Origin of the sequence: Shewanella sp., from assembly GCF_013214165.1 — a bacterium.
Taxonomy (GTDB): domain Bacteria; phylum Pseudomonadota; class Gammaproteobacteria; order Enterobacterales; family Shewanellaceae; genus Shewanella.
On sequence record NZ_JABSSM010000069.1, the window covers coordinates 1 to 22,678 of the forward strand.

17 protein-coding genes and 1 pseudogene are annotated in these 22,678 nt (G+C 48.1%); 5 read left to right on the plus strand and 13 right to left on the minus strand.

What is annotated here, in order from left to right:
- The 3 genes and pseudogenes from HRU42_RS16445 to HRU42_RS16455 all read right to left on the minus strand — a co-directional run.
- Window positions 1-482 (minus strand): annotated as a pseudogene (locus HRU42_RS16445) (hypothetical protein); the annotation flags it as partial.
- Between the two features lie 1,072 nt (window positions 483-1,554).
- On the minus strand, window positions 1,555-2,835 hold the full coding sequence (locus HRU42_RS16450) for an FAD-binding oxidoreductase (RefSeq protein ID WP_295032562.1): 1,281 nt from the start codon (window positions 2,833-2,835) through the stop codon (window positions 1,555-1,557).
- A gap of 32 nt (window positions 2,836-2,867) precedes the next feature.
- Window positions 2,868-3,851, minus strand: a complete 984-nt coding sequence (locus HRU42_RS16455; protein WP_295032590.1) for a proline racemase family protein — start codon at window positions 3,849-3,851, stop codon at window positions 2,868-2,870.
- A gap of 258 nt (window positions 3,852-4,109) precedes the next feature.
- Between HRU42_RS16455 and dapA the strand changes: the two genes are divergently transcribed.
- The 5 genes from dapA (at window position 4,110) to HRU42_RS16480 (ending at window position 9,714) form a co-directional block, all read left to right on the plus strand.
- Complete coding sequence (gene dapA, locus HRU42_RS16460; RefSeq protein ID WP_295032564.1) at window positions 4,110-5,024, plus strand: 4-hydroxy-tetrahydrodipicolinate synthase; 915 nt, start codon at window positions 4,110-4,112, stop codon at window positions 5,022-5,024.
- A gap of 96 nt (window positions 5,025-5,120) precedes the next feature.
- Window positions 5,121-6,122, plus strand: coding sequence for a 4-hydroxyproline epimerase (locus tag HRU42_RS16465; protein ID WP_295032565.1), 1,002 nt, complete (start codon window positions 5,121-5,123; stop codon window positions 6,120-6,122).
- A 66-nt stretch (window positions 6,123-6,188) separates the two neighbouring features.
- Window positions 6,189-7,766 (plus strand): aldehyde dehydrogenase (NADP(+)), encoded by a 1,578-nt coding sequence (locus HRU42_RS16470; protein WP_295032567.1) that lies wholly within the window; start codon window positions 6,189-6,191, stop codon window positions 7,764-7,766.
- A gap of 117 nt (window positions 7,767-7,883) precedes the next feature.
- Complete coding sequence (locus tag HRU42_RS16475) at window positions 7,884-8,555, plus strand: GntR family transcriptional regulator (protein ID WP_295032569.1); 672 nt, start codon at window positions 7,884-7,886, stop codon at window positions 8,553-8,555.
- Window positions 8,556-8,649: 94 nt separating this feature from the next.
- Complete coding sequence (locus HRU42_RS16480) at window positions 8,650-9,714, plus strand: ketoacyl-ACP synthase III (RefSeq protein ID WP_295032571.1); 1,065 nt, start codon at window positions 8,650-8,652, stop codon at window positions 9,712-9,714.
- Between the two features lie 127 nt (window positions 9,715-9,841).
- Here HRU42_RS16480 and HRU42_RS16485 read toward each other — a convergent pair whose 3' ends face one another.
- The 10 genes from HRU42_RS16485 to HRU42_RS16530 form a co-directional block, all read right to left on the minus strand.
- Complete coding sequence (locus tag HRU42_RS16485; RefSeq protein ID WP_295032573.1) at window positions 9,842-10,021, minus strand: hypothetical protein; 180 nt, start codon at window positions 10,019-10,021, stop codon at window positions 9,842-9,844.
- 296 nt (window positions 10,022-10,317) lie between these two features.
- A complete protein-coding gene (locus HRU42_RS16490) occupies window positions 10,318-12,348 on the minus strand; it encodes a PhoX family phosphatase (RefSeq protein WP_295032575.1) in 2,031 nt (676 codons plus the stop codon).
- Between the two features lie 115 nt (window positions 12,349-12,463).
- Window positions 12,464-13,462 carry an XdhC family protein gene (locus HRU42_RS16495; RefSeq protein WP_295032576.1) on the minus strand — a complete coding sequence of 333 codons (999 nt, stop codon included), beginning with the start codon at window positions 13,460-13,462 and terminating at the stop codon, window positions 12,464-12,466.
- Entirely contained in the window at window positions 13,449-14,681 is a 1,233-nt protein-coding gene (locus HRU42_RS16500) for a cytochrome c (protein ID WP_295032577.1), read from the minus strand. Before HRU42_RS16500 ends, HRU42_RS16495 begins: the two co-directional genes overlap by 14 nt.
- Window positions 14,678-15,214, minus strand: coding sequence for a (2Fe-2S)-binding protein (locus tag HRU42_RS16505; protein ID WP_367227192.1), 537 nt, complete (start codon window positions 15,212-15,214; stop codon window positions 14,678-14,680). Before HRU42_RS16505 ends, HRU42_RS16500 begins: the two co-directional genes overlap by 4 nt.
- A complete protein-coding gene (locus tag HRU42_RS16510) occupies window positions 15,208-18,048 on the minus strand; it encodes a molybdopterin cofactor-binding domain-containing protein (RefSeq protein WP_295032581.1) in 2,841 nt (946 codons plus the stop codon). Before HRU42_RS16510 ends, HRU42_RS16505 begins: the two co-directional genes overlap by 7 nt.
- A 429-nt stretch (window positions 18,049-18,477) precedes the next feature.
- The gene (pntB, locus tag HRU42_RS16515) at window positions 18,478-19,878 is read right to left on the minus strand and encodes a Re/Si-specific NAD(P)(+) transhydrogenase subunit beta (RefSeq protein ID WP_295032583.1); all 1,401 of its coding nucleotides are present in this window, start codon (window positions 19,876-19,878) and stop codon (window positions 18,478-18,480) included.
- A 13-nt stretch (window positions 19,879-19,891) separates the two neighbouring features.
- Window positions 19,892-21,436 (minus strand): Re/Si-specific NAD(P)(+) transhydrogenase subunit alpha, encoded by a 1,545-nt coding sequence (locus tag HRU42_RS16520; protein ID WP_295032585.1) that lies wholly within the window; start codon window positions 21,434-21,436, stop codon window positions 19,892-19,894.
- Between the two features lie 531 nt (window positions 21,437-21,967).
- A complete protein-coding gene (locus HRU42_RS16525) occupies window positions 21,968-22,192 on the minus strand; it encodes a hypothetical protein (RefSeq protein WP_295032586.1) in 225 nt (74 codons plus the stop codon).
- Window positions 22,193-22,295: 103 nt separating this feature from the next.
- A partial coding sequence (locus HRU42_RS16530) for an exonuclease domain-containing protein (RefSeq protein ID WP_295032588.1) occupies window positions 22,296-22,678 on the minus strand: 383 nt, incomplete at its 5' end.

Here is a 22,678-nt window from a genome sequence, read left to right on the forward strand (position 1 = left end):
CTGACAGAGGAGGAAATCGAGAACAGAATATTGCAACTAAATTTAACGCCAAGAAAGATATTAGGCGGGCTAACACCCCTCGAGGTCTTTACTGGTAAGCGTGTTGCACTTATTGCTTGATTCCAGCCCTGCATCTCTTGAGCTAAACTTTGTTGCCAGGTGGCCCCAGCTAAATTATTGTTGGCCCATCGGCCTCTATTCCTCAAAGCATTTAATTGATCGTCACGCTTCTTTATTACTTTTTTTCGCTGCAATTCTAAATGATTAATGTCGCGTTCTACTTGCTGGTTATTAAAGTATCTTTGGCTCTTCTGTTTATCTAATTTATTGTTGTTAGCGACTACGCTGCCAACATGGCTCAAATCGAGAGCCTCAGAGGCATCATCACACGCATCGGCCTGATAAACGCCATCAGCGCATTGGTAGACTTCACTCATGGCCATCCCTGGTATCAGTAAAGCAAAAAACAATAGGTTTCTCATACACTCCTCCTTGAGCCTTGAGTCTACACCTCTATGACTGAGTGAGGCAAGCTCGCGGCCGCGCCTAGTATTCGGCCCTCTTGGAGAATTTATCGAGCCACCCAACATAAAAATAAAGCCATTGACCACATACCAGTGCTGACATTGTGAGTGCTAGATGGCATATAAGACGATGATTTATTTTAACTTAAAGTATCAAGTCGATGAGTTTGATGCCACCATGATAAGGGGACACCCATAAGATTTTTGATACTTAAACTCCCCCCAAGTTCAAAGTAGCGAATGCATGGTGCCAGCCCTGATTAAACCCCTCAAATTAGCAATAATTCACACTCTAAAATCGAAGAGACAACTTAATCTTGTCAATCAGCAGGTGTAGATGCGGATAAAGCGGATAAAGGGGTCGGAGCGAATTAGGATATTCGAGTAAAATAAGGGTACATTTTCTAATCAATGCAAGGTCAACTAGACCCTTTGTACAAACTCATTTATGACCAAAATCTTGTTTTACATGTCGAGAAAAGCCAAATCGAAGAGAGTAATAACAGGGTGTGAACGCGGCTGCGAGCTTCCGAAACAAGGACGTTTTGGCAGAGCCCACAGGGATGTGCTTGCGGCGCCTCGTAGAAGTGTTTACATGTTGGGCGAGCCCAGGCTATAGATAACCATGAAGGTAAAAATTAAAACACACTCGCCAATACCCACTCAGCCAGACGCTAACCAGACAATGTGATCAGTCTTCATTCCAAGGCTGGCCAAAGCGGCTGGATTCCCGCCCACAAGCATTGCGGGAAAGACCAATATTGAATTGCGGAAAACGAGTATTCAATTGCGGAAAACGAGTATTCAATTGTGGGAATGACGAGTATTGAATTGTGGGAATGACAAGTATTGAATTGTGGGAATGACGAGTATTCAATTGTGGGAATGACGAGTATTCAATTGCGGGAATGACGAGTATTCAATTGTGGGAATGACGAGTATTCAATTGTGGGAATGACGAGTATTGAATTGCAGAAATGACGAGTATTAATTGCTGGGAATGACCAGCCATAGAGTCACTATCGACAATTTAGCTAAACCTATCGATTCGATAATCACTCAAATCGATTTCAGTTTGTTTACCCGACATCTCTTGGCTCACGAGCTTTGCGGTAATGCCTGACCAGGTCAGTCCTAGGTGCTGGTGACCAAAAGAGAAGAACACGTTTTTATGTTTTTCACTGCGCCCAAGCACAGGCAGGCTATCTGGCATCGAAGGTCGGAATCCCATCCAACGCTCACCATCTGCCGCTGTTGCATCGGCAAATAACTCTGGCAGCAAGGCCTTACCGTGGGGAAATAAGCAATCGGCGCGAGCCTCGACTAACGGGGCCTGTAAACCAGCAAATTCCACTGTGCCCGCCAGACGTGTACCGTCAAGCATAGGGGTGATGATAAACTTGCGATTATAGGATGCGACTGGGCGAGAGAGCGTGCTCTTTTGCGGCATCATCAGGTGGTAACCTCGCTCAGTTTCCAGCGGCACAGGGTAACCTAACTGCTTGGCAAATGGCTTGGACCAGGCACCTGAGGCAATAAGCACATTTTCTGAGCGTATCGACTCACCCGAGCTTAGCTGTAGCGAAACCTTGCCTTCATCACTAGAGGAAGCAATAATCTCACTCACTTCATCGGTGAGCAGTTCGCCGCCCAGAGCAACAAATTTATCGGCGAAGGCTTTACATAAACCATAGGGATCACTGGTATGCCCAACATGAGTGAAATATAAACCATGGGTAATGGTTTTACTCAGGCTAGGCTCAAGTTGTCTGACTTCATCCCCCGTTAACAGTCTTACTTTCACCCCCGCTTTCGCATAATGATCATATTCCTTGGTGACCTCATCGATAGATGTGGCTTCGAATACCAGCAAGCTGCCATTGAGTATCATTAGCTCAGAGCAGTCACAAAAATCGGTTAACTCCACAAGCGCCGCAATAGAAGCCTGATTTAATCGCTTGATGGCTTGGCCATTGTGCGCTCTCTTGCCCGGCAACATGTTCACTAGAAATCGCATAAACCAAGGTAAAGCCTTGAAGAAATAGGCAGGTTGAATACGAAATGGTCCTAGAGGATCGAGCAACATGCCCGGCAACTTAGCTAACATGCTTGGGTCGGCTAATGGAAAAACCTGCTCAGTGGCAAAATGCCCGGCATTGCCTTTAGATGCGCCGGCTGCCACTGCTTCTTTATCTAAAATTCGAACCTTATGCCCCGCTCGCAGCAGCTCAATGCCAGTAGCTAAGCCTATGACCCCAGCGCCTATAATAGTCACGCTGCCTGTTACTAAGCTATTTGTGTTATCACTCATTTCTTATCACCGTATCTATTAAGCAGCTGGGATTAACGTAACATAAAGCCATTTTGAAACTGATCATCGGGATCTATGATGAACTGATGACGACCGGTAATATATGAGCGGCCAGAGACTTGTGGGATCACCGCCTGCTTGCCAAAAAACTCAGTTTCAATGGTGGCACTGACTATCATCCTACCATCGACGATACTCTCAATCATCAGCTCTTGATTGAGCTCCACTTCTCCCTTGGCATACAGGAGCGCGATGCGGCCGGCGACACCTGTACCAGTGGGCGATCTGTCGAGTTCCCCGTCGGCAAAGATACACACGTGGCGAGAATGGGCCTGCTTATCTGTGACATTTTTAGAGATAAAAATAGTGCCATAGAGCAAACTTAACTCTTCATCGATAGGATGCACTAAAGGATGTGATGCCATCACAGCTTGCTTGATACGCCCGCCCATATCGATTAATTGCGCCACATTGTCTTGACCACAGGCGATCCCATGGGCGTCTGCATCGACATAGGCATAATAAGCACCGCCAAAACCAATATCATAGTTAACCCTGCCAAAACCTTCGACCATCACAGAGCACGCTAAAGACTCAGCCCAGGAATCGACATTTAAGAAACTCGCGTGGATTTCCCCTTGGCTGTCTCGGCTCACTTTAGCGGTAATGAGTCCTGCAGGTGCATCGATTTTTATCACTCTGGCATCAATGCCTAAGCTGATGGTTCCCGTTTCGCAGGCGACTTTAACCAAGGCCAGAATGCCATGACCACACATGCTGCTATAGCCTTCATTATGCAGAAACAATACTCCAAAATCGGCTCTAGCCGACACAGGCCGGGTGATAAGCGCCCCGTACATGTCTGCGAGCCCTCTAGGCTCATGCATGAGCAAGGTACGGTATCGGTCCAGATGGCGAGTCACATATTGACGCATCTCAAGTATGGTTTCTCCCACTATCTCGGGATAACCTGATGTGATGATCCTCAGTGGCTCTCCTTCTGTATGGGCATCGATTGTTGTGAATTGTTGACACTTTTTTAATCATTCGGCGGGGAGATGAATCAAGTGCATGGTTTACTCCTTCCCCTGCATTTTGCATGCAATATACAGCATTTAATAGCGGTGAGAACAATTAAACCTGGTGAGGGCTTTTAATTTCAGATTAACTGTATACAATATACTATAAGTTTTCGGAACAAGCCAAATTTGAATACATTTTTCCGATGCATTACCGTTTTTATATAAAGCATATAGCTCAATGAGGTCCTAAACATGAAAGTAAATTGGCAAGGTGTTTTCCCAGCAATATCAACTCAGTTCAACGATGACGGTTCAATCAACTATGAATCGAATACACGCATGCTCGAAGCGCTCATCACAGACGGTATCGACGGCATCATAGCCTTGGGCACTATTGGTGAAAATGCCTCATTGAGCCCCGAAGAGAAGCGTGACTTTATCAAGCACACGGTAGAAACCGTGAATGGCCGTATCTTGGTGCTAACCGGTTGTACTGAAAACACGGCAGAACAAGCCTGTCTCTATGCTCAAGATGTTGAAAAACTAGGTGTCGATGGCTTAATGCTACTACCGGCTATGGTTTACCGTGGTACTGACCGTGAAGTTGTGGCTCATTATCAGACCGTGGCTCGCTCGACTAAGCTACCTATCATGATCTACAACAATCCTGTTAGTTACGGTATCGACATCGACTTAGAGATGACAGCGATTCTTGCCGAAGAAGAGAACATAGTTGCCATTAAAGAATCGACGACAGATACACGCCGCTTAACTGAACTTCAGCGCCGTTTCGGCGAACGTTTCAGCATACTTTGTGGTGTCGATGACATCGCCCTGGAAAGCATATTATTGGGCGCTACAGGTTGGATCTCAGGCCTGACTAACGTATTCCCACGTGAATCAGTGACCCTGTTTAAACTGGCACGTGCCGGTCGCATCGAAGAAGCGCGCGAGATCTATCGTTGGTTCATGCCTCTATTAAGATTAGACACGATTCCAACACTCGTTCAATGCATCAAGTTTGCCGAACAACTAGTTGGCCGTGGCAGTGAGAATGTCCGTATGCCGCGCATGACCTTGATTGGCGATGAGCGCGCCTATGTTGAAAAAGTAATTAAAGAAGCGATGGACACACGCATAGATCTAGACAAGTACAATCTGGATTAAATCTCAACAATGGTTCAAGACCCATGGAGTCTCACTAAAATTGAGGCTCCACTATAAATAGAATTACGGGTCTGAAGGAAACGGAGTAAAGCACAGATGTTAAAAGGCACGTACTTTTGCGTCGATGCTCATACATGCGGCAACCCTGTTCGTTTGGTCACCAGTGGCCATCCGGATCTAAAGGGTCGCACTATGAGCGAGAAGCGCCAGCATTTTCTCAAAGAATATGATTGGATCCGCAAAGGATTGATGTTCGAACCAAGGGGCCACGATATGATGTCAGGGGCTTTTTTATATCCGCCATGCAGTGATAACGCCGACGCATCGATCTTGTTTATCGAGACCAGTGGCTGCCTGCCCATGTGTGGCCACGGCACCATAGGCACCATCACAGCGGCGATAGAATCGGGTCTGTTGACGGCAAAGGAACCTGGAAAACTCATCATAGATGTGCCCGCTGGGCAGATAAATATCGAATATCAGCAGACCGGAGAAAAAGTCGATTGGGTCAAGATTTACAACGTCCCCGCTTACCTGGCCCATCAAGATGTGATCTTAGATATCCCGGAGCTTGGCCCTCTCAAGGTCGATGTTTCTTACGGCGGTAACTATTATGTCATCGTCGAACCCCAAGCCAATTTCCCCGGTTTAAGAAACTGGACCGCTGCCGATATTCTCAGATGGAGCCCCATCGTCCGCCAGATAGCCCATGAGCAGTTAACTTGTGTGCATCCCGATGACCCAACAGTATCGGGTATCACTCATGTTCTCTGGACCGGCGAAACCATCAGTGAAGGTTCCGATGGTGCCAATGCGGTGTTTTATGGCGACAAGGCCATAGACCGCTCCCCTTGCGGAACAGGCACTAGCGCTCGCTTAGCTCAGCTGTATGCCAAGGGCGAGTTAAACGTTGGCGACAAATACATCCATGAGAGCATCATAGGCAGTCAATTTATCGGCTGCATCGAATCTGCCACTTTTGTCGGTGGATTTCGCGGGATCATGCCGAGCATTCAAGGCTGGGCCAGAATAACCGGCCAAAACTCAATCACCATAGATGACAGTGACCCATACGCCTTTGGCTTCCAAGTGATTTAACCCCATAACTTAAGATCAGTTTGTTGCTGGATACCTATCTCAGTAACAAACCTAATAGGGAACAATATGACAGACTCAGTTAGTTCGCATCTCGCTATAAAAATTACTGGCCAACACTTTATTAATGGCGCCTGGACAGGTGAAGCGAATGCATTTAATAGCCTAGATCCGATCGCAAATGCCAAGCTAGACTGGCAGTTTGCCAGTGCGAGTCAAAGCGATATAGACAGTGCAGCTACAGCGGCTAAGGCGGCATTTGTCCAATACAGAGCCAAAACTCCGCTGCAAAGAGCCGACTTTCTCGATGCCATCGCCAGTGAAATAGAAGCAGATATAGCGGCTATCACCAGGGCGGCCAATCGTGAATCAGGCCTGCCTATGGCACGCGTTCAAGGCGAAACGGGCAGAACCTGTAATCAACTGAGGCTGTTCGCAGGCACACTGCGTGAGCCACTAGAGCCTAAATTTGTCGATTTAGCCAACCCCGAGCGTGCCCCGCTGCCAAAGGCCGACAGCCGTTTGAGTGTACTGCCCATTGGCCCGGTTGCCGTTTTTGGCGCATCGAACTTTCCACTGGCATTCTCAACCGCAGGGGGTGATACGGCATCAGCGTTAGCCGCAGGTTGTCCGGTGATCGTTAAGGGCCACCCTGCCCACCCGGCCACCAGTGAACTGGTCACCCGCGCCATCGAGAAAGCCATCATCGCCTGTGATATGCCGGCAGGCGTATTTAGCCTAGTGCAAGGCGCCGCGCCGCAGGTCTCCACAGATTTGGTCACCCACAGTGCCATCAAAGCCGTAGGCTTTACCGGCTCACTCAAGGTGGGACGCATTTTGGCTGATTTGTGCGCCGCACGTGCTGAGCCGATCCCATTTTATGGCGAATTAGGCTCGACGAATCCGCAATTCTTGCTCAGTAACATATTGTCAGCCAACGCAGAGCAGATGGCACAGACTCAAGTCCAGTCGATGATGATGGCTCATGGTCAGTTTTGTACCAGCCCAGGGGTTGTGATCGCAGTACAAGGTTCAGCACTCGACCGCTATATCGCGACTATGTCCGAGACCCTTGCAGCACTGCCAGCATCAGCCATGCTGACCCCAGGCATAGCCGCGACCTATCAAGCCCAAGTTGAAGCTTTGCTTAACACCACAGGTGTGGACTTAGTGGCACAGGGGCAATCGGCACAAGCGAGTCATTTAACCAGGCCAACGGCGGTACGAGTCAATGCCAAGGATTACCTGACAACACCTGAACTGCAACAAGAGATCTTTGGTCCATGTGCCGTGATAGTAGAATGTGAAAATGAAGCGCAGATGCTCAACATAGCGACTGAGTTGGCAGGCCAACTCACGGCCAGTATTCACGGCCATGAGGCTGAACTGATCCAGAGTCAGCAACTGATCGAGGCGGTTGCCTTCAATGTGGGCCGTATCATCTTCAATCAGATGCCAACGGGAGTCGAAGTCTGTCACTCGATGAATCACGGCGGGCCCTACCCTGCAAGTACAGACAGCCGCACAACGTCCGTAGGCAGTCAGGCCATGAAGCGTTTCGAGCGTCCAATCTGCTATCAGAATATGCCGGCATCATTGCTTCCCGATGAGTTAAAAAGCGGCGCAGCTAAAGTCATCAGCTTTTAATCATGCTTGAAATGAGAAAATAAATAGAGGGAAACACAGTTTCCCTTTATTTTAACCCGCTTTAACGGTAATCTTAGCCGGATAAAATAGCATAACGAACAGATAAAAACGGGAACTATGAGCCGATCTACGCCAATTATCCATAAAACACGAACGCAAGTCGTTGTTGAGGTGCTTAGGGAAAAAATTCTTTCTGGTGATATCGCTGCCGGTGAACCCCTTAGACAAAGTGCACTAGCCGATGAATTAAATGTCAGCCGTATCCCGGTTCGTGAAGCGCTATTGCAACTTGAAGCCGAAGGTTTAGTCAAATTTGAGCCCCATAAAGGTGCTACAGCCACCAAACTTTCTGTCGAACAAGTCACAGAGTTATTCGAGCTTAGAGCCCTGATTGAAACCGATCTACTGGCTAAAGCGATTCCCAATTTACGAGATGAGCATCTGCTTCAGGCTGAGAAAGTACTCGATGAACTCGAGTCTGCATTCAAACAAGAAGATGCTGTAGCGAGTTGGAGCGAACTCAATACACAATTCCACACCTGCCTGTATCAGGCAGCTGAACGTCCACATACATTAGACGTGGTGCATGGACTCAATACCAATTGCGATCGTTATATCCGTTTACAGCTCTTGCTTGCTGGGGGAATACCTCGTGCGGAGCAAGATCACCGCGATCTGCTTGCCTATTGTAGAAACAAAGATACAGACAAGGCTATCGAGCTTTTACGCGCACATATTTTGCATGCCGCCGAAGCAATACGTGAACTCGTCGCTCAACAAGTGGAATGAGTCACATTTGTTAAGCTTAAGATGCGCTAAGCTTAGTTAATTATGTTAGATGAGGCAGAGCTCGGGTTCTGCCTTTTTATTTGAGAGAAAGCACATGCAGTACGCCACGATTACAGGTTGGGGAAAATGCGTTCCACCAGCCACATTAACGAACCATGATCTATCCACTTTCATCGAAACCTCAGACGAGTGGATCAAATCACGTACTGGCATTAGCCAACGTCATATCAGTCACGTGAACACCTCAGAGCTGGCTTCAGTTGCTGCGCAGCATGCACTTGCCGCTGCAGGCATAGAGGGGAGCGAGCTGGATATGATCATTCTTGCTACTGCCAGCCCGGATACCTTGATCCCGAATATTGCCTCTACGGTTCAAGCCAACGTTGGCGCGACCTGTGCGGCTTTCGATATCAATGCCGCATGCAGTGGCTTCTTATATGGCGTAGGTCTGGCAAGTTCTCAGATCAAGAGTGGCCAATGTAAGAAGGTACTGGTTATCGGTGCCGAGCGCTTGTCATTCTATCTAGATTGGTCACGTCGTGATACTGCCGTGCTGTTCGGTGATGGTGCCGGTGCAGTCGTGCTAGAAGCAACAGATGAAGCCATCGGCGTCTTAGGCTATGAGCTGAGCAACGACCCTGCCGGACGCGACATACTCAAATCGACCTTTGGTACGGCTATGGACAGATTTGAAGCCTCATCATTAGACTTCTATATTGAGTTTAATGGTCAGGAGATCTTCAAACGTGCTATCGCCGGCATGGGCAAGTTAAGCACTAAAGTACTCGAGAAGTGCGAAATATCGAAAGATGATATCGATTGGGTTATTCCTCATCAGGCCAACGAGCGTATTATCGATACCCTCATCAACCGCATGAAGATCCCGAAAGAGAAGGCCATTGTAAACATAGCTAACTATGGTAATACCTCGGCGGCAACCATACCTATCGCCATCTGTGATGCTTTAGCGCAAGGCAAGATTAAGCCTGGCCAGACGATTCTATCTTGTGCCTTCGGCGCTGGACTCACCTCGGCGGCGGCATTAATCAAATGGGGTGACAGAGTCACGCCTATTAACCAGAGTGATGCCGAGCTTCCCCCTTGTGATAAGACAGGTATCGAGCTAGTCAGCAAGGCCGTTAAGCACTTCTGTGGCTAACCGCTAACTTAGGCGCCAACCTAAGCATTGATATATGACACCAGCCTAGGCTGGTGTCTCTTTATCCCCCGCCTGTCAGAGTCTGGACCGGACGATATGACCTGCATCTAGTTCCTGAAGCTAACACCTAGTTATAGCCGCGCACATAGTTCCAAGTCACGTCGTCGCTCATGTTAGCCTCGGCATGGTAAGCTTGGTACTCTTTCTTATTGCCACTCATCACTGAAAACTCTCCAAAGCCTTCTATCTGGTCATTTAGATGATTATTTTGATCGTTCTTTAAGATTATTTTTTTTGAATTATTCATAATACATCCTTTATATATACCTATCTTGTTTCCCACGAAGTCAGCTTGAGGAAGATTTAGCGTTCGCTCTTATACCAATAGATATTAGGGACTAAATAATTCCAACTGATAAATAATTAGACAGTAAATTCATCTGTTGTTAAATATCTAACATTAAAACTTAAGTTTGAAGACTATAAAACTTAAGTGTTAGTCACAACGAGTGCCCAATCAACAATACATGATCATATAAAATATTCAATGGTGTAATATATCAATTTGTATCATGAATAATGTTCGAGTATCTGTGCCGTGTATTAAATGCCAATCTCACCGCCATCATCTTTGCGTATAATCACAGTGGCTGAACGTGGTCTGACAGTCTGCCCCTCTGGCGTCTCGGCCGTAGCGTCCATACTATAGGGCCAATTTCTGGGATGCTGAACATTCAAGAAGCCGTTTTTCTGATCTGGCGTAAAGGTGAGCCCAGTGATCTCACAGCCGTTGGGACCGACCAAGAAACGTCGCAGTTCTGCTTGGTTATCACCATGGATGATATCGGCTTCGCCACTCTCATCGACCAAATTAGTCGGGATCACCGCCAGCATCTGATCGTTGGTCTTATCTTTAACTTCCATCGCCCCGCTGTTATCGGTTTGTACCCAAAGAATGCCACGAGCATCGAAGGCTAACCCATCGGGGCAGGCAAATTCATTCGAGGCTGTTAAGCCAGATAAGTTAGTGTCATCCGCCCCATCGGAGGGAGATCCAAATACAAATATATCCCAGTTAAACCCATGACTCGCTTGGCTGTCGTTCCAGCGAATGATATGACCAAACTTATTATTCACCCTAGGGTTAGCGATATCAGCTTCATCACGCTTGGTATTATTGGTTAGCGTCAGATAAACAGTGCCACTGATGGGGTCGACCGTTGTCCATTCGGGGCGATCCATAGGCGTTGCACCGACCAAGTCAGCAGCCCCGGCAGTATTGAGGATAATGTCAGCCAGTGAATTGAAGTGCTCACCTAGCGTTGCGCCTGTTTTGGTTTCACCGTCTAAGGTTAATGCTAGCCAATGGCCTACACCATCTTCACTAAAACGTGCCACATATAAGATCCCCTGATCCATGTATTTAGCACCGACAGTCAATCTATCACTGCGATCCGCATCGGCGGGGTCCCACAAGGCTTCAGAGACAAACTTGTAGATATATTCGAAGCGTGCATCATGGCCTGAATAAAAAACAATGGCTTTGCCCTCTTCCACCTTGCCATAAGCACAACCTTCATGGCGAAAACGTCCCAGTGCGGTCCGCTTAACGGCGAGCGATTGAGGATCATGGGGGTCTATCTCGACGATATAGCCGTAACCATTGGCTTCATTTCGATAATCTTCCAGCGAGTTATTGCCTGTTGGCGTAATATTAAAACGGGCAAACTCACTTTCTTGCTCACTTTCATCACCGGCAAGATCCTCCCAGCCATAACGACCACCACGGGTTGAAATACCGATCCTTTGTTGTTGCTCAGATAGCTCACCCTTGTTGACAAAGTAGCCCGGCCAATTTTCTTCACAGGTCAAGTAGGTGCCCCATGGAGTAAAGCCATTACCGCAGTTATTCGATGTGCCTCGAGTGCTCTCACCCGTTGGAGAGAAAGGCGTAACCAGTTCGGTATGACCCGATAGAGGCCCTGCAATCATCATTTCTGATGCTGAGGTAAAGCGGCGATTGTGCTCATCATTTTTAACGACTTGCCAGAGACCATCGATGATCTGGATGCGAACAACACTGATCCCGTGGGCATTGATCTCTTTTCTGATCTCTTCGGCGCTATTTCTTAAGCCTGAGATAGGATCGACACTCGCTCCGTTCGGGTGCAGGGCCGCTTGCTGAATATACTCGTGATTAATACACAACAAGCCATCTGTGGAGGATTCATTTAACGGGTAAAAATACATACCATCATGATTTTGACCTATCGAGTTAGCTTGATCTAACGCAGTATTACTGCCATCACTCTGCCACTCCTGAGCCATATCATTGAGAGGTGTGCCCCATGGTGCCAACACCTGGGCTGAGTATCCATTAGCGATCACCACACCGTCTGTCTTGGCACCCGCGATGGAGTCGAAGCCGAGTGTTAATTTTGGCATGGGCGTAGGATGAGTATCACTGCTGCTAAAACACCCCGTGAGGCCGATACCACTAAAGAGTGAAAAACCGGCTGCACCTAAACCGGTTTTTAACATGCTTCTTCTCGAAATATGCTTCACTAACACCTCTGAAAAGGCGTCATTATTACTCTTGTTATAAATCGTTCCATCCTGGGTTGCTTTACTCATCATATCCTCCGTAAGACTAATTACTGACATATTCTGAGTTGAACTCTAATGAAAACAAATGACACTAACATGACGAAAACAAAACATATTGATGATCTAATCAAGCATCTAAAAACTATATTGGCGAGATACTCACCTTAGCGAGTTTGATGCCATTACGTTTAGCGATCACCTCGGCCATGATTGAAATTGCAATCTCCACCGGCGTTTTACTGCCTATGTCCAAGCCTATGGGTGCATGCAAGCGTGAGATATCTTGCTCGCTGTATTCACCGATGCGCCTTAAACGTTCGCGTCGCGTCGCCGTGGTGCGGGCTGAACCCATGGCACCGATATAGAATGCATCGGATTCCAGCGCCGCCATCAAGCCTAGATCATCGACTCTAGGGTCGTGTGCTAAGGCTAGTACCACAGAGCAAGAGTTAACATTTTGCTCAACAAATTGATCCGGTGACTGCCAACACACATCCACCCCACCATTATCCAAAGCATAACCCCAGTCGCCTGCCAGCTCTTTGCGAATATCACATATCTTGACCGTGTACCCCGCAAGGCGGGCCAGTTGAGCCACGTGCTGACTCACCAAACTTATTCCCAACAGCAAGACATTCCAGGCTTGAGCGTAGTGCAAGGATACTGAATTAGCCTCCACTGACACGGCCTGGTTTGAAGACTGACCTTCTGGCTCAATTTGACTCAAACCTGACTCCAGGTTGACCCGACGGCAATAGCTCAGGCTCGATTGCTCGGCCTCGAGCCAAACCGACAGCTGATGGTTCGAATCAGGGTTCGGCGCCAGTTTCTCGATCAGCAGACGGATAGTGCCACCGCAAGGAAGCTCGAATACACTGCCCTCCTCATCATGGTGTTTGCCATAGTCGAATAAGCAAGCAGGCCCGCTAAACTCACCTTGGTTTATCATCTTAAGGAAAGCCTCTTCGAGACATCCCCCAGAGATAGAGCCCGCGCGGGACTGACCATCGGTGGCAAACAAGGACCCTATGGGTCTTGGTGCAGACCCATAGGTACTCACAACTGTGCAGAGCCATACCTGACGGCGCTCATTGAGCCAGTCAGATACGGTCTCCAATACCGTGATATCAGTGAGCTGCATCGGCAATGCTGTCCTCTATCTTATCCACCCACTCCTGCACCTGAGACTCAGTTAAATCCGATGACTGCTTAGTCCATACCTTACGTATGTAATTAGTCAGATCCGTTAACTGCTTCACATTCAGGGTGTCACGAAAAGACGGCATGGCATAAAAACCATGAGTATGACTGTATCTCTGCTCCTCTACGCCATTGAGCATCACGGACAAGGTATTGATTGGCACCGCCTTATCTATGGTGGCATTGGCAATCAATGCCGGGCTCACATTCGGCTTACCTTCACCATCGACACCATGACAACCGGCGCAATAACCAGTGTAAAGCCCATATCCTGGATCGGTTTTATCGTGGCCATTGAAGATATCAGATTTTGCCGCGACTTCAGCGTCATTATCCAATAAATAGCTGGTCACTGCCGACATATCATCCTTGGTGAGGTGACTGAAACTATGAAACACCACGGGATACATGCCGGCAAACACAGTGCCTTTTCTCGAGTAACCTTTACGCAGCACATCGTCGAGATCTTGTTTAGTCCAGCCCTGACGGTTTAACTCTTTTGGGGTAATGTCGGACGCCTCTGCACCGCCGATAAGCTCACCCTCAAAATGCCTAGATTGATCCATGGCAAACATGACATCTCTTGGAGTGTGACACTCACCGCAGTGACCCAAGCCATTGACGATGTAACTGCCTCGATTCCACTTCTCGCTCTTATCAGCATCGGCCTCGAAGACCTTAGGGTCGTGGTTAACCAAGTTCCAGGCCTTGAGCCCAAGACGAATATTGGCTGGGAACATCAGATCATTGTCCCTGTTTTGCTGTTTTACCGGCTTAGTGCTCATAAAATAGCGGTACAGGGCCTCGATATCTTGATCCGTCAGCAGATGATAAGAGGTGTAAGGCATGGCAGGATAGAGATTCCCCTTAGGTGCTACACCGCCCCGCATCGCTTCGGTAAAATCTTCCAGGCTGTAATGGCCTATACCAAACTCCTCATCTGAGCTGATATTGGTGGAGTACACTATGCCAAATGGGGTCGAAAATGGCAGACCGCCACCATTGGCCTGGCCCACATCTATGGTATGACAGGCGGTACAGTCGCCAAGTTTGGCAAGATACTTGCCCTGCTCGACTCCCCCATCCTGCGCGGCATGAGTTGTCAGTGGCATGGCCAGCATAAGGGCCGATAATGTGAATACGGTTAACTTTATCTTCATGGCCGCGTGAGTCCTGCTGTCGATAAGATTAACTCTTTCACGGCCTGGTAGTATTTAACATACCCGGTGCAGCGACAGACATGATCGCCTAAGGCTTTGTCGATAACGGTTTCAACCTCACTCACATGAATTGGCATCAGCTTTAACCGCTCGACCAAGACAGTCGTCTCATTGACGAAACCTGAGGTACACCAACCACACTGGAAGGAGAAGTTCTCGATAAAGGTTTGCTGCACTGGAGACAGCTTGATGATCTCACCAAATTCATTCTCCTTGGCGTGACCTTCGATGGTTCTGATCTTCTTGCCATTGAATCTCGACACGCCATTGATACAGGTACGCACGGATTCGCTGGTGCCATCTTGGTTATCGACTATCACAGTACAGGCATGACAGACACCCACACCACAACCGAATTTGGTCCCAGTCATATTGAGATACTCATGAAGAAATTCAATCATCATGATATCGTCACTGGTCTCAATTGGACCTATGGCTTTGTTGTTAATACTCAGTGCAATAGTGCTCATGATAATGCCTTCTTAATCTCTTTCTTACTGATAGGTAGATGATAGAAACGCGTCCCTATAGCCTGATAAATGGCTTCCACGATGGCCGGAACGATAGGGACCATCACCACTTCCGCCATGCCTTTAGTCGGATCTGTCTTCGTCAATGGCGGCAATATGGTATGGGTTAAATTCCACACTCCCACATGCTTAGCCAGCGGAACCTGATAACGGTTGAGGTTCCAGGTGCCATTGCCTGCGCCCTCTTCACCCAAGGGCAGATACTCATGCAGCACATGGCCCAGCCCCATCACCAGGCCGCCTTCTATCTGGCCTTCGACTAATTTCTCCACGATGACCCGACCACATTCCAGCCAGGTATGAGTGGCTAATACTTGGACCTCGCCACTGCCTTCTTGCACCGCGATTTCACACAGGGTGGCGCACGGCGCGTAGTAAGTCACCATGGCATTGTTCATGGCCGTCGCGGGGTAGTTCACTCGGGTTCTATCGAGTAAGTGATAGCCGCTCTTACCCATTAAGGCTTGCTTGCTTTCACTTGCACCACTGCCGTATTGCAACGCTAGGGCATCGATGGATAGCTTCTTGCTCTGGCCTTCGATGACAAATTCACTCTCGGCCCAAGACCAACGATTAAATGCGTGCACCATCACCCCGGTCACGAGTCCCATGGTGTGGGCTTTATGCGCCAGAATATCGATAGACAGTGGCGGGTAACCCGCCGCCGTTAATTTACCGTCAACCCAATGGGCACGGTTAACATCGGTAAAGTCAGCAGGCGCGTGATCACTATTTAAAAATTGGCTTTGCCAGATCTCAACCGCCGCAGGCCATAAGCCTTGTTCGAAGACAATTTTGGCGGCAATACTTGTGGTGTGACTCTGAAAATATGAAGATTGAGACGCCGAAGAGGCCATCGCGATAGACGGTGTCCAGCGAGGATCTTGCTGCATCTCATCTTGCCTACCTTGTGAGATTAAATAGGGAGAATCTGTCTCTTTGAGCTGCATCACATCCCAAAGCGTCACCTCACCGAGAAAGACGTCATCGGCCATATTACCCAAATACTGCTGCACGAGTGTGCCTTGAGAGGTGTCTGTGCCGGTGCCCATCTCCATCGAAGCGAGACGGACGACAATCTTGCCTTCCTTAGTGATAGACACCTGAGTCGAAGGCGCATTGGCGCCAGTGCCGTAATCTTTGGTCACTATGCCAAAGCCTACACCGTACTTTTTACCCGGATTGTTCGCTTCAAACTGGTGTTTTTTCTGTTCGCGATTAACCCAGATATCGTGCTTTTGCGCCAGTTCTAACATCTCCTGATAACGCAGCGCCCCATTGGGAACAGCCCCCTGAGTGTTACGGTAGCCTGACTGCATGATATTGGCGAGCCTGAGCTTGAAGGGGTCGACGTTGAGTTTCTCTGCCGACTCGTTGACCATCATCTCCATGGATGACATCGACTGTAAGGTGCCATAACCTCGCATCGAACCACAATCCGGATTTTGCGATGCATGGGCTACGGCTGTGATGTCGTTTTGCGGCAGATAATACACGCCTTGAAGTGCGCTGGCACCCACCATAGTCACAGAGCCGGTGAAGTTTAACCGCCCTCCACCATCAATCACCATGTCCGAGATTAATGCCTTAAATTTAAGGGTTTTCCTATCGATGCCTAGCTTATGGTGCATCTTAAACGGATGACGTTTCAGCCCAGCTTGGAATTGCTCGAATCTATCGTTGGCGATATGCACAGGTTGATCAGTGAGCAGAGATGCCATCAGGCCATAATAAGGAAATATGGTGTGATCTTTGGCACCGAACCCACCACCAATGAAGGGAGAATGCACCACCAGCTTAGTGATCTGCCCCTTATATTGGCTGTGTTCAATCATCTCACCGGCTTGCAGATAAAAATCATGGGGAGATTGAATGGTGAGCACAGTATGCAGGGTACCACTGGCGCGATCGAACCAGCCATTAAACGCCTCAGGTTCCATCATCATGGGCTCGATAGACTGAGTCTGGTAGTCTTGCTCGAAGATAAACCAGTCTTCTTCGTCCATCTGCTGCGCCATTTTGTCGGCATAATAGATGGCGCGCTGAGCCGTTGAGCCGGATTTATCACCCTCTGTAGGCCAGACCGCCTGATGATCGACATAATCTGGGAAAAACAGGCCATCACTCAAGGTGCTGTAATTATCCACGCCATTGGCACCATCTTGCCCTTCGGCGCGAACGATGCGCCAGCTGGCTAAGGGATCTTTGCTGTCACTGGTTAATGGCGTTTTTTCACCATAAATGACGGCGCTGTCACTAAACTGCAATCTGGTCTTAGCGGCTTTAAAGGCAGCAAAGTTATTGAATATCAGCAGGGCAACGGCGTGACCTAAGTAATCAGGCGTTTGACCTTTAGCTAGCAACATCTTATCGCCGAAAAAGGCGGGCAATTTAATACCCGCATCCTTAAGCGTTGCAGATGTGATAACCAGGCTTGGCTTGGCACTTTCCGCAATAGCCGATAGATCTATGCCTTCGAAGCGGTGATCGGCCTTATTAGCACGCAAAATAAAGCCATAGTGCTGGGTATCGGGCCAGCCATCCATGTCCATGGCGCGATAATCGCGGCCATAAATCTTCTGCCCGGTGACTTTGGCGACACCATCTAGTCTAAACTTAGGCTTACCCGTCCCTTTCCACTGCTCCATCAACTCAGCAGAAATCATGGCCGCGTTTGCCTTACCTGCGTTAAACAGCATAGGTGCGCTGTAGACGGCAACTCCGCCCACCACACATTGTTTGATAAACGATCGACGCGAAAGATCGAATCTAGACATAGTCTTTCCTTGTGTATTTATTTTTTTCAGGCATGCCTAATCCATCGAATGAACTGTAAGCAGTAAATTCAAAAAAAGTCTTTAATCGGAAAAGTTCATCATGAAGCTGACGGTTAATTTTCTATAGGATTGGCATAGTAAATATTCGTGCTTAACGTTAGGGATCTAGGTTAGAAAACGTCGAATACCCGTCAAGTATATTGATATAAATCATATTTACCAGTAAAACACCGCGTGAAACAGGCGCGCTCTACTCAAAAAGAATAGCTCATATCAATTTAGTATTGATTTAAATCAAGTTTTTAATATTCAATTAATAAAACATTTGTAAATGTTATTGCATAAAAAAAATGCCAGTCATCTCTGACTGGCATTGTTTGATTAGCGCGTAGACTAGTATTTGAACATCTGCCCTAATACCGATTGATTTTAGATACTGGCTAAAATCTTAGACACGGTATCCTTGGCATCGCCAAACAACATCTCAGTGTTATCTTTGAAGAAGAGTGGGTTCTGCACCCCGGCATAACCGGTCGCCATCGAGCGCTTGAAGACCACCACGTTATCGGCGTTCCAAACTTCGAGTACCGGCATGCCAGTAATCGGACTACCCGGCTCTTTCGCCGCAGGATTGACCGTATCGTTTGCTCCAATCACCAACACCACATCTGTATGGGCAAAATCATCATTGATCTCGTCCATCTCCATCACTATGTCATAGGGCAATTTAGCTTCGGCCAACAAGACATTCATGTGGCCAGGAAGACGGCCCGCAACCGGATGAATGGCAAAACGAACCTTAACACCACGGTCACGCAGTTTCTTGGTTATTTCAGCGACCGGATACTGGGCCTGCGCCACCGCCATGCCATAACCTGGCGCTATGATGACGCTGCGCGCGTTTCTAAGCATCTCAGCCACATCTTCAGCCTGTGTTTCACGATGCTCGCCTTGCTCGCCGTCACCGATAACCACAGTACCCCCTTCGCTGCCGAAACCACCTAAGATCACCGAGATGAATGAGCGGTTCATCGCCTTACACATGATGTAAGACAAGATGGCGCCCGAACTACCCACTAGGGCACCGGTTATGATCAAGAGGTCGTTGCCTAACATGAAACCTGCAGCCGCCGCGGCCCAACCCGAATAGGAGTTAAGCATGGAAACCACCACAGGCATATCCGCACCACCAATGGCCGATACCAAGTTATAACCGAATACAAACGAGATCGCCGCCATGATAATTAAGGCGGTAATGGCATCGGTTTGCATGTAGTAAATACCCAGTCCAACCGAGGTAACTAGCATGGCTAGGTTAAGCCAGTGAGCACCAGGCAGCGCTTTAGGGGTACTCTTCACCAAGCCACGAAGTTTGGCGAAGGCGACGATTGAGCCGGTAAAGGTGACACCACCGATAAATATCCCCAAGAAGACCTCCACATCGTGAATAGTCTTGGCTACTGGGTCAATTTGCCCCGTGATAGCATCCATCAGGGCGCCGTGATCTAAGGTACTCGAGAAACCCACCAACACCGCGGCCAGTCCCACGAAGCTGTGTAAGATAGCCACCAGCTCTGGCATCTCGGTCATCTCGACTTTTAACGCTAAACGGATACCAATCGCGGCACCGATAGCCATGGCGCCTGTCACTATCCAGCTATTACCATCAACTTGAGTACTGGCCAGGGTCGCCACTATGGCGATGGCCATGCCGATCATACCCAAGAAATTGCCGCGTTGAGCGGTTTCTTGTTTACTTAAGCCTGCGAGACTGAAGATGAACAAGACTGCTGCGATAAGATAGGCAGCACTTAATAATCCTATAGACATATTGATCTTCCCCTTAGTCTTTACGGAACATTTTCAGCATGCGCTGAGTGACGGTGAAACCACCGGCAATGTTGATTGAGGCGATCAATATCGCAATTCCCGACAATACCAAAACCGCGGTATTGTCACTGTTCATCTGTACCAGAGCGCCAACGACTATGATGCCACTAATAGCATTAGTCACACTCATCAGAGGCGTATGCAGCGAGTGACTCACGTTCCATACCACGTAATAACCCACCACGCAGGAGAGCACGAATACACTGAAGTGCTGAATGAAATCAATCGGTGCCGAATTGGCAATCAAGCCAAACAGACCCGCAGCAACGATGGCAATCGCTGGCTTAACCCAAGGTTTTTTAGGCTTAGCTTCAACCACTTCTACTACGACTTCTGCTTTAGCTTTGGGTTGAGCGCTGACTTGGATCACAGGTGGCGGAAAGGTGATCTCCCCATCCTTCACGGCAGTCAAGCCACGAATAACTTCATCGTCAAAGTTAATCTCAACGTTGCCGTCTTTCTTTGGCACCATAATTTTAAGTAAGTTAACTAGGTTAGTACCGTATAGCTGACTGGCTTGAGTCGGTAAACGACGGGACAGTTCGGTGTAACCGATAATGGTCACATTGTTCACCACAGTGACTTCACCCGGTACCGTCAATTCACAGTTACCGCCATTGGCCGCAGCGAGATCGACAATCACACTGCCAGGCTTCATCAGGTAGACCATGTCCTCAAGAATAAGCTTGGGCGCCGGCTTACCGGGAATGAGTGCCGTGGTGATGATAATATCGACATCTTTGGCCTGCTGACGGAAGAGTTCCATCTCGGCATCGATAAATGCCTTACTCATGACCTTGGCATAACCGTCACCAGATCCAGACTCCTCTTCGAAATCCAGTTCTAGGAACTCGGCGCCCATGGAATTAATCTGCTCTTTCACCTCGGGACGAGTATCGAAGGCTCGCACTATGGCGCCCATACTTCCCGCGGCGCCTAAGGCTGAGAGACCGGCAACACCGGCACCGATAATCAAGACTTTTGCCGGCGGCACTTTACCCGCCGCGGTGATTTGTCCGGTGAAGAAACGGCCAAAATGGTTCGCGGCTTCGACAACGGCGCGGTAACCATCGACGTTGGCTAAAGAGCTACGGGCATCGAGGGATTGCGCCCGTGAAATACGTGGCACCATATCCATAGCGAGTAGGTTAATGCCTTTAGCCTTAAATTTTTCTAACAGCTCAGGGTTCTGAGCCGGCCATACAAAACTTGCGACTGTCGCACCGGATTTTAGTAGATCGGCCTCGTCAACGCCCGTAACACTATTGATAGTCGGTGCATTAACTTTCAGTATGAGATCGGCTTGAAATGCATCTTCAAGGCTAACAATCTCGGCGCCAGCTTCTCGATACGCTTCATCTTTGAAGTTAGCTAGTTCTCCGGCACCGCTTTGTACAACAACACTGAAGCCTAATTTTTTAAGCTGTATCACAGTGGCTGGCGTCGCGGCTACCCGGCTCTCCTGCGCGAGGATCTCCCTTGGTATTCCGATTTTCATAGTGTCTTCCTGGTGGCGATAGTGATGTTTTCTAATGCAGATCCCTAAGGTGTAAACTCAGTCATGCAATAGCCATTATTTTTAGTTCGTTTAGGTATTACAAAACAAGGCATTGGCTCAAATGCTGCCAGTATCAGGCTCAACAAGCACAATAAGGCGTATTGCTAATGTTCACAAAACCAATCAACAATACCAAGATATTTGGCTTATGGATCAATAAATTTTAAGAATTGGAGCTGAGGTCAAGTAAATGTCGAGGGATCTTTGATGGTACGGGGCTGTCAATCGCAATTGGGTATTAGTTATTTACAATAGTTATCAATACCATCCATATGGTAAGAAGAATTCCAAACGAGTTTACCCTTAGTTGACTACATCTATATCAGAAGAAGCGACATTAAGGAAAAATTGTTTCTATATTAGAACAATGTATTAAATAGCTTAGTGACTATATTGATTAATCATCTTTTAGAAAATTGCCATGGAGCTCTATCAAGGTATGATCATCGAGCCAGATCCCAGTGTGCTCTATCACACCATAGACAAAGCAACAGATAATGGTCCCAGGCAAAGGTTTAACCGCTTATAGCTCGCCTGCCACAGACTCGGGTGAAGACCCACATGCTTATTATGGCCCTGAGAAACCGGCACTGTGCCGCTGCCTCTCTTCAGCTCTAACTGATGACGTTTCTCTCTTTCATTGGCCAAAAATACCGCGCCCAACGCACTACCAACCAGGAGAAGAGGTAAAGCCATAAATATGCCTCTTGGATAAAAAGTTACCCTCGAGATTAGTCAGTTAATCTAAAGATGTGAATATGAACTTTGTCAGCATGTTTGTTCTATAAGCTGCTCAGTATTATTTGATCGCGAGTAACTCGGCAACCGTTAATGACTCTCCTTGGCCAATGGCTGCTGTCTGAGCGAGCAATAACTCACCACATGCTAAGGCATCGACCAAGGCGTTATGCGCGGCATACACAGGTAAACCATATCGTGCACGGCACGCCCCTAGCCTCAAGGACCCCTCTTTTAATACATCATGCTTTCTCAGTAATCGTCTGCGCTCAACGGCCAGGGTATCTATCGCGCAAAGCTTAACGGGCCCTTGAATTATCTTACTCATGGCATTTTGCAGGAAATTGATATCCAAAGGTGCATGATGAGCCACCAGCACCTTACCGAGTGTCTTTTCAAGAAACCAAGATATGGCTTCCTCTATGTCTATCGCATCTTGCAGAT

Excerpts from the sequence above, each read along its gene's own strand:
- HRU42_RS16450 (WP_295032562.1), bottom strand. The coding sequence starts at position 2,835 with ATGAGTGATAACACAAATAGCTTAGTAACAGGCAGCGTGACTATTATA.
- dapA (WP_295032564.1), top strand. The coding sequence starts at position 4,110 with ATGAAAGTAAATTGGCAAGGTGTTTTCCCAGCAATATCAACTCAGTTC.
- HRU42_RS16465 (WP_295032565.1), top strand. The coding sequence starts at position 5,121 with ATGTTAAAAGGCACGTACTTTTGCGTCGATGCTCATACATGCGGCAAC.
- HRU42_RS16470 (WP_295032567.1), top strand. The coding sequence starts at position 6,189 with ATGACAGACTCAGTTAGTTCGCATCTCGCTATAAAAATTACTGGCCAA.
- HRU42_RS16475 (WP_295032569.1), top strand. The coding sequence starts at position 7,884 with ATGAGCCGATCTACGCCAATTATCCATAAAACACGAACGCAAGTCGTT.
- HRU42_RS16480 (WP_295032571.1), top strand. The coding sequence starts at position 8,650 with ATGCAGTACGCCACGATTACAGGTTGGGGAAAATGCGTTCCACCAGCC.
- HRU42_RS16485 (WP_295032573.1), bottom strand. The coding sequence starts at position 10,021 with ATGAATAATTCAAAAAAAATAATCTTAAAGAACGATCAAAATAATCAT.
- HRU42_RS16490 (WP_295032575.1), bottom strand. The coding sequence starts at position 12,348 with ATGAGTAAAGCAACCCAGGATGGAACGATTTATAACAAGAGTAATAAT.
- HRU42_RS16495 (WP_295032576.1), bottom strand. The coding sequence starts at position 13,462 with ATGCAGCTCACTGATATCACGGTATTGGAGACCGTATCTGACTGGCTC.
- HRU42_RS16500 (WP_295032577.1), bottom strand. The coding sequence starts at position 14,681 with ATGAAGATAAAGTTAACCGTATTCACATTATCGGCCCTTATGCTGGCC.
- HRU42_RS16510 (WP_295032581.1), bottom strand. The coding sequence starts at position 18,048 with ATGTCTAGATTCGATCTTTCGCGTCGATCGTTTATCAAACAATGTGTG.
- pntB (WP_295032583.1), bottom strand. The coding sequence starts at position 19,878 with ATGTCTATAGGATTATTAAGTGCTGCCTATCTTATCGCAGCAGTCTTG.
- HRU42_RS16520 (WP_295032585.1), bottom strand. The coding sequence starts at position 21,436 with ATGAAAATCGGAATACCAAGGGAGATCCTCGCGCAGGAGAGCCGGGTA.
- HRU42_RS16525 (WP_295032586.1), bottom strand. The coding sequence starts at position 22,192 with ATGGCTTTACCTCTTCTCCTGGTTGGTAGTGCGTTGGGCGCGGTATTT.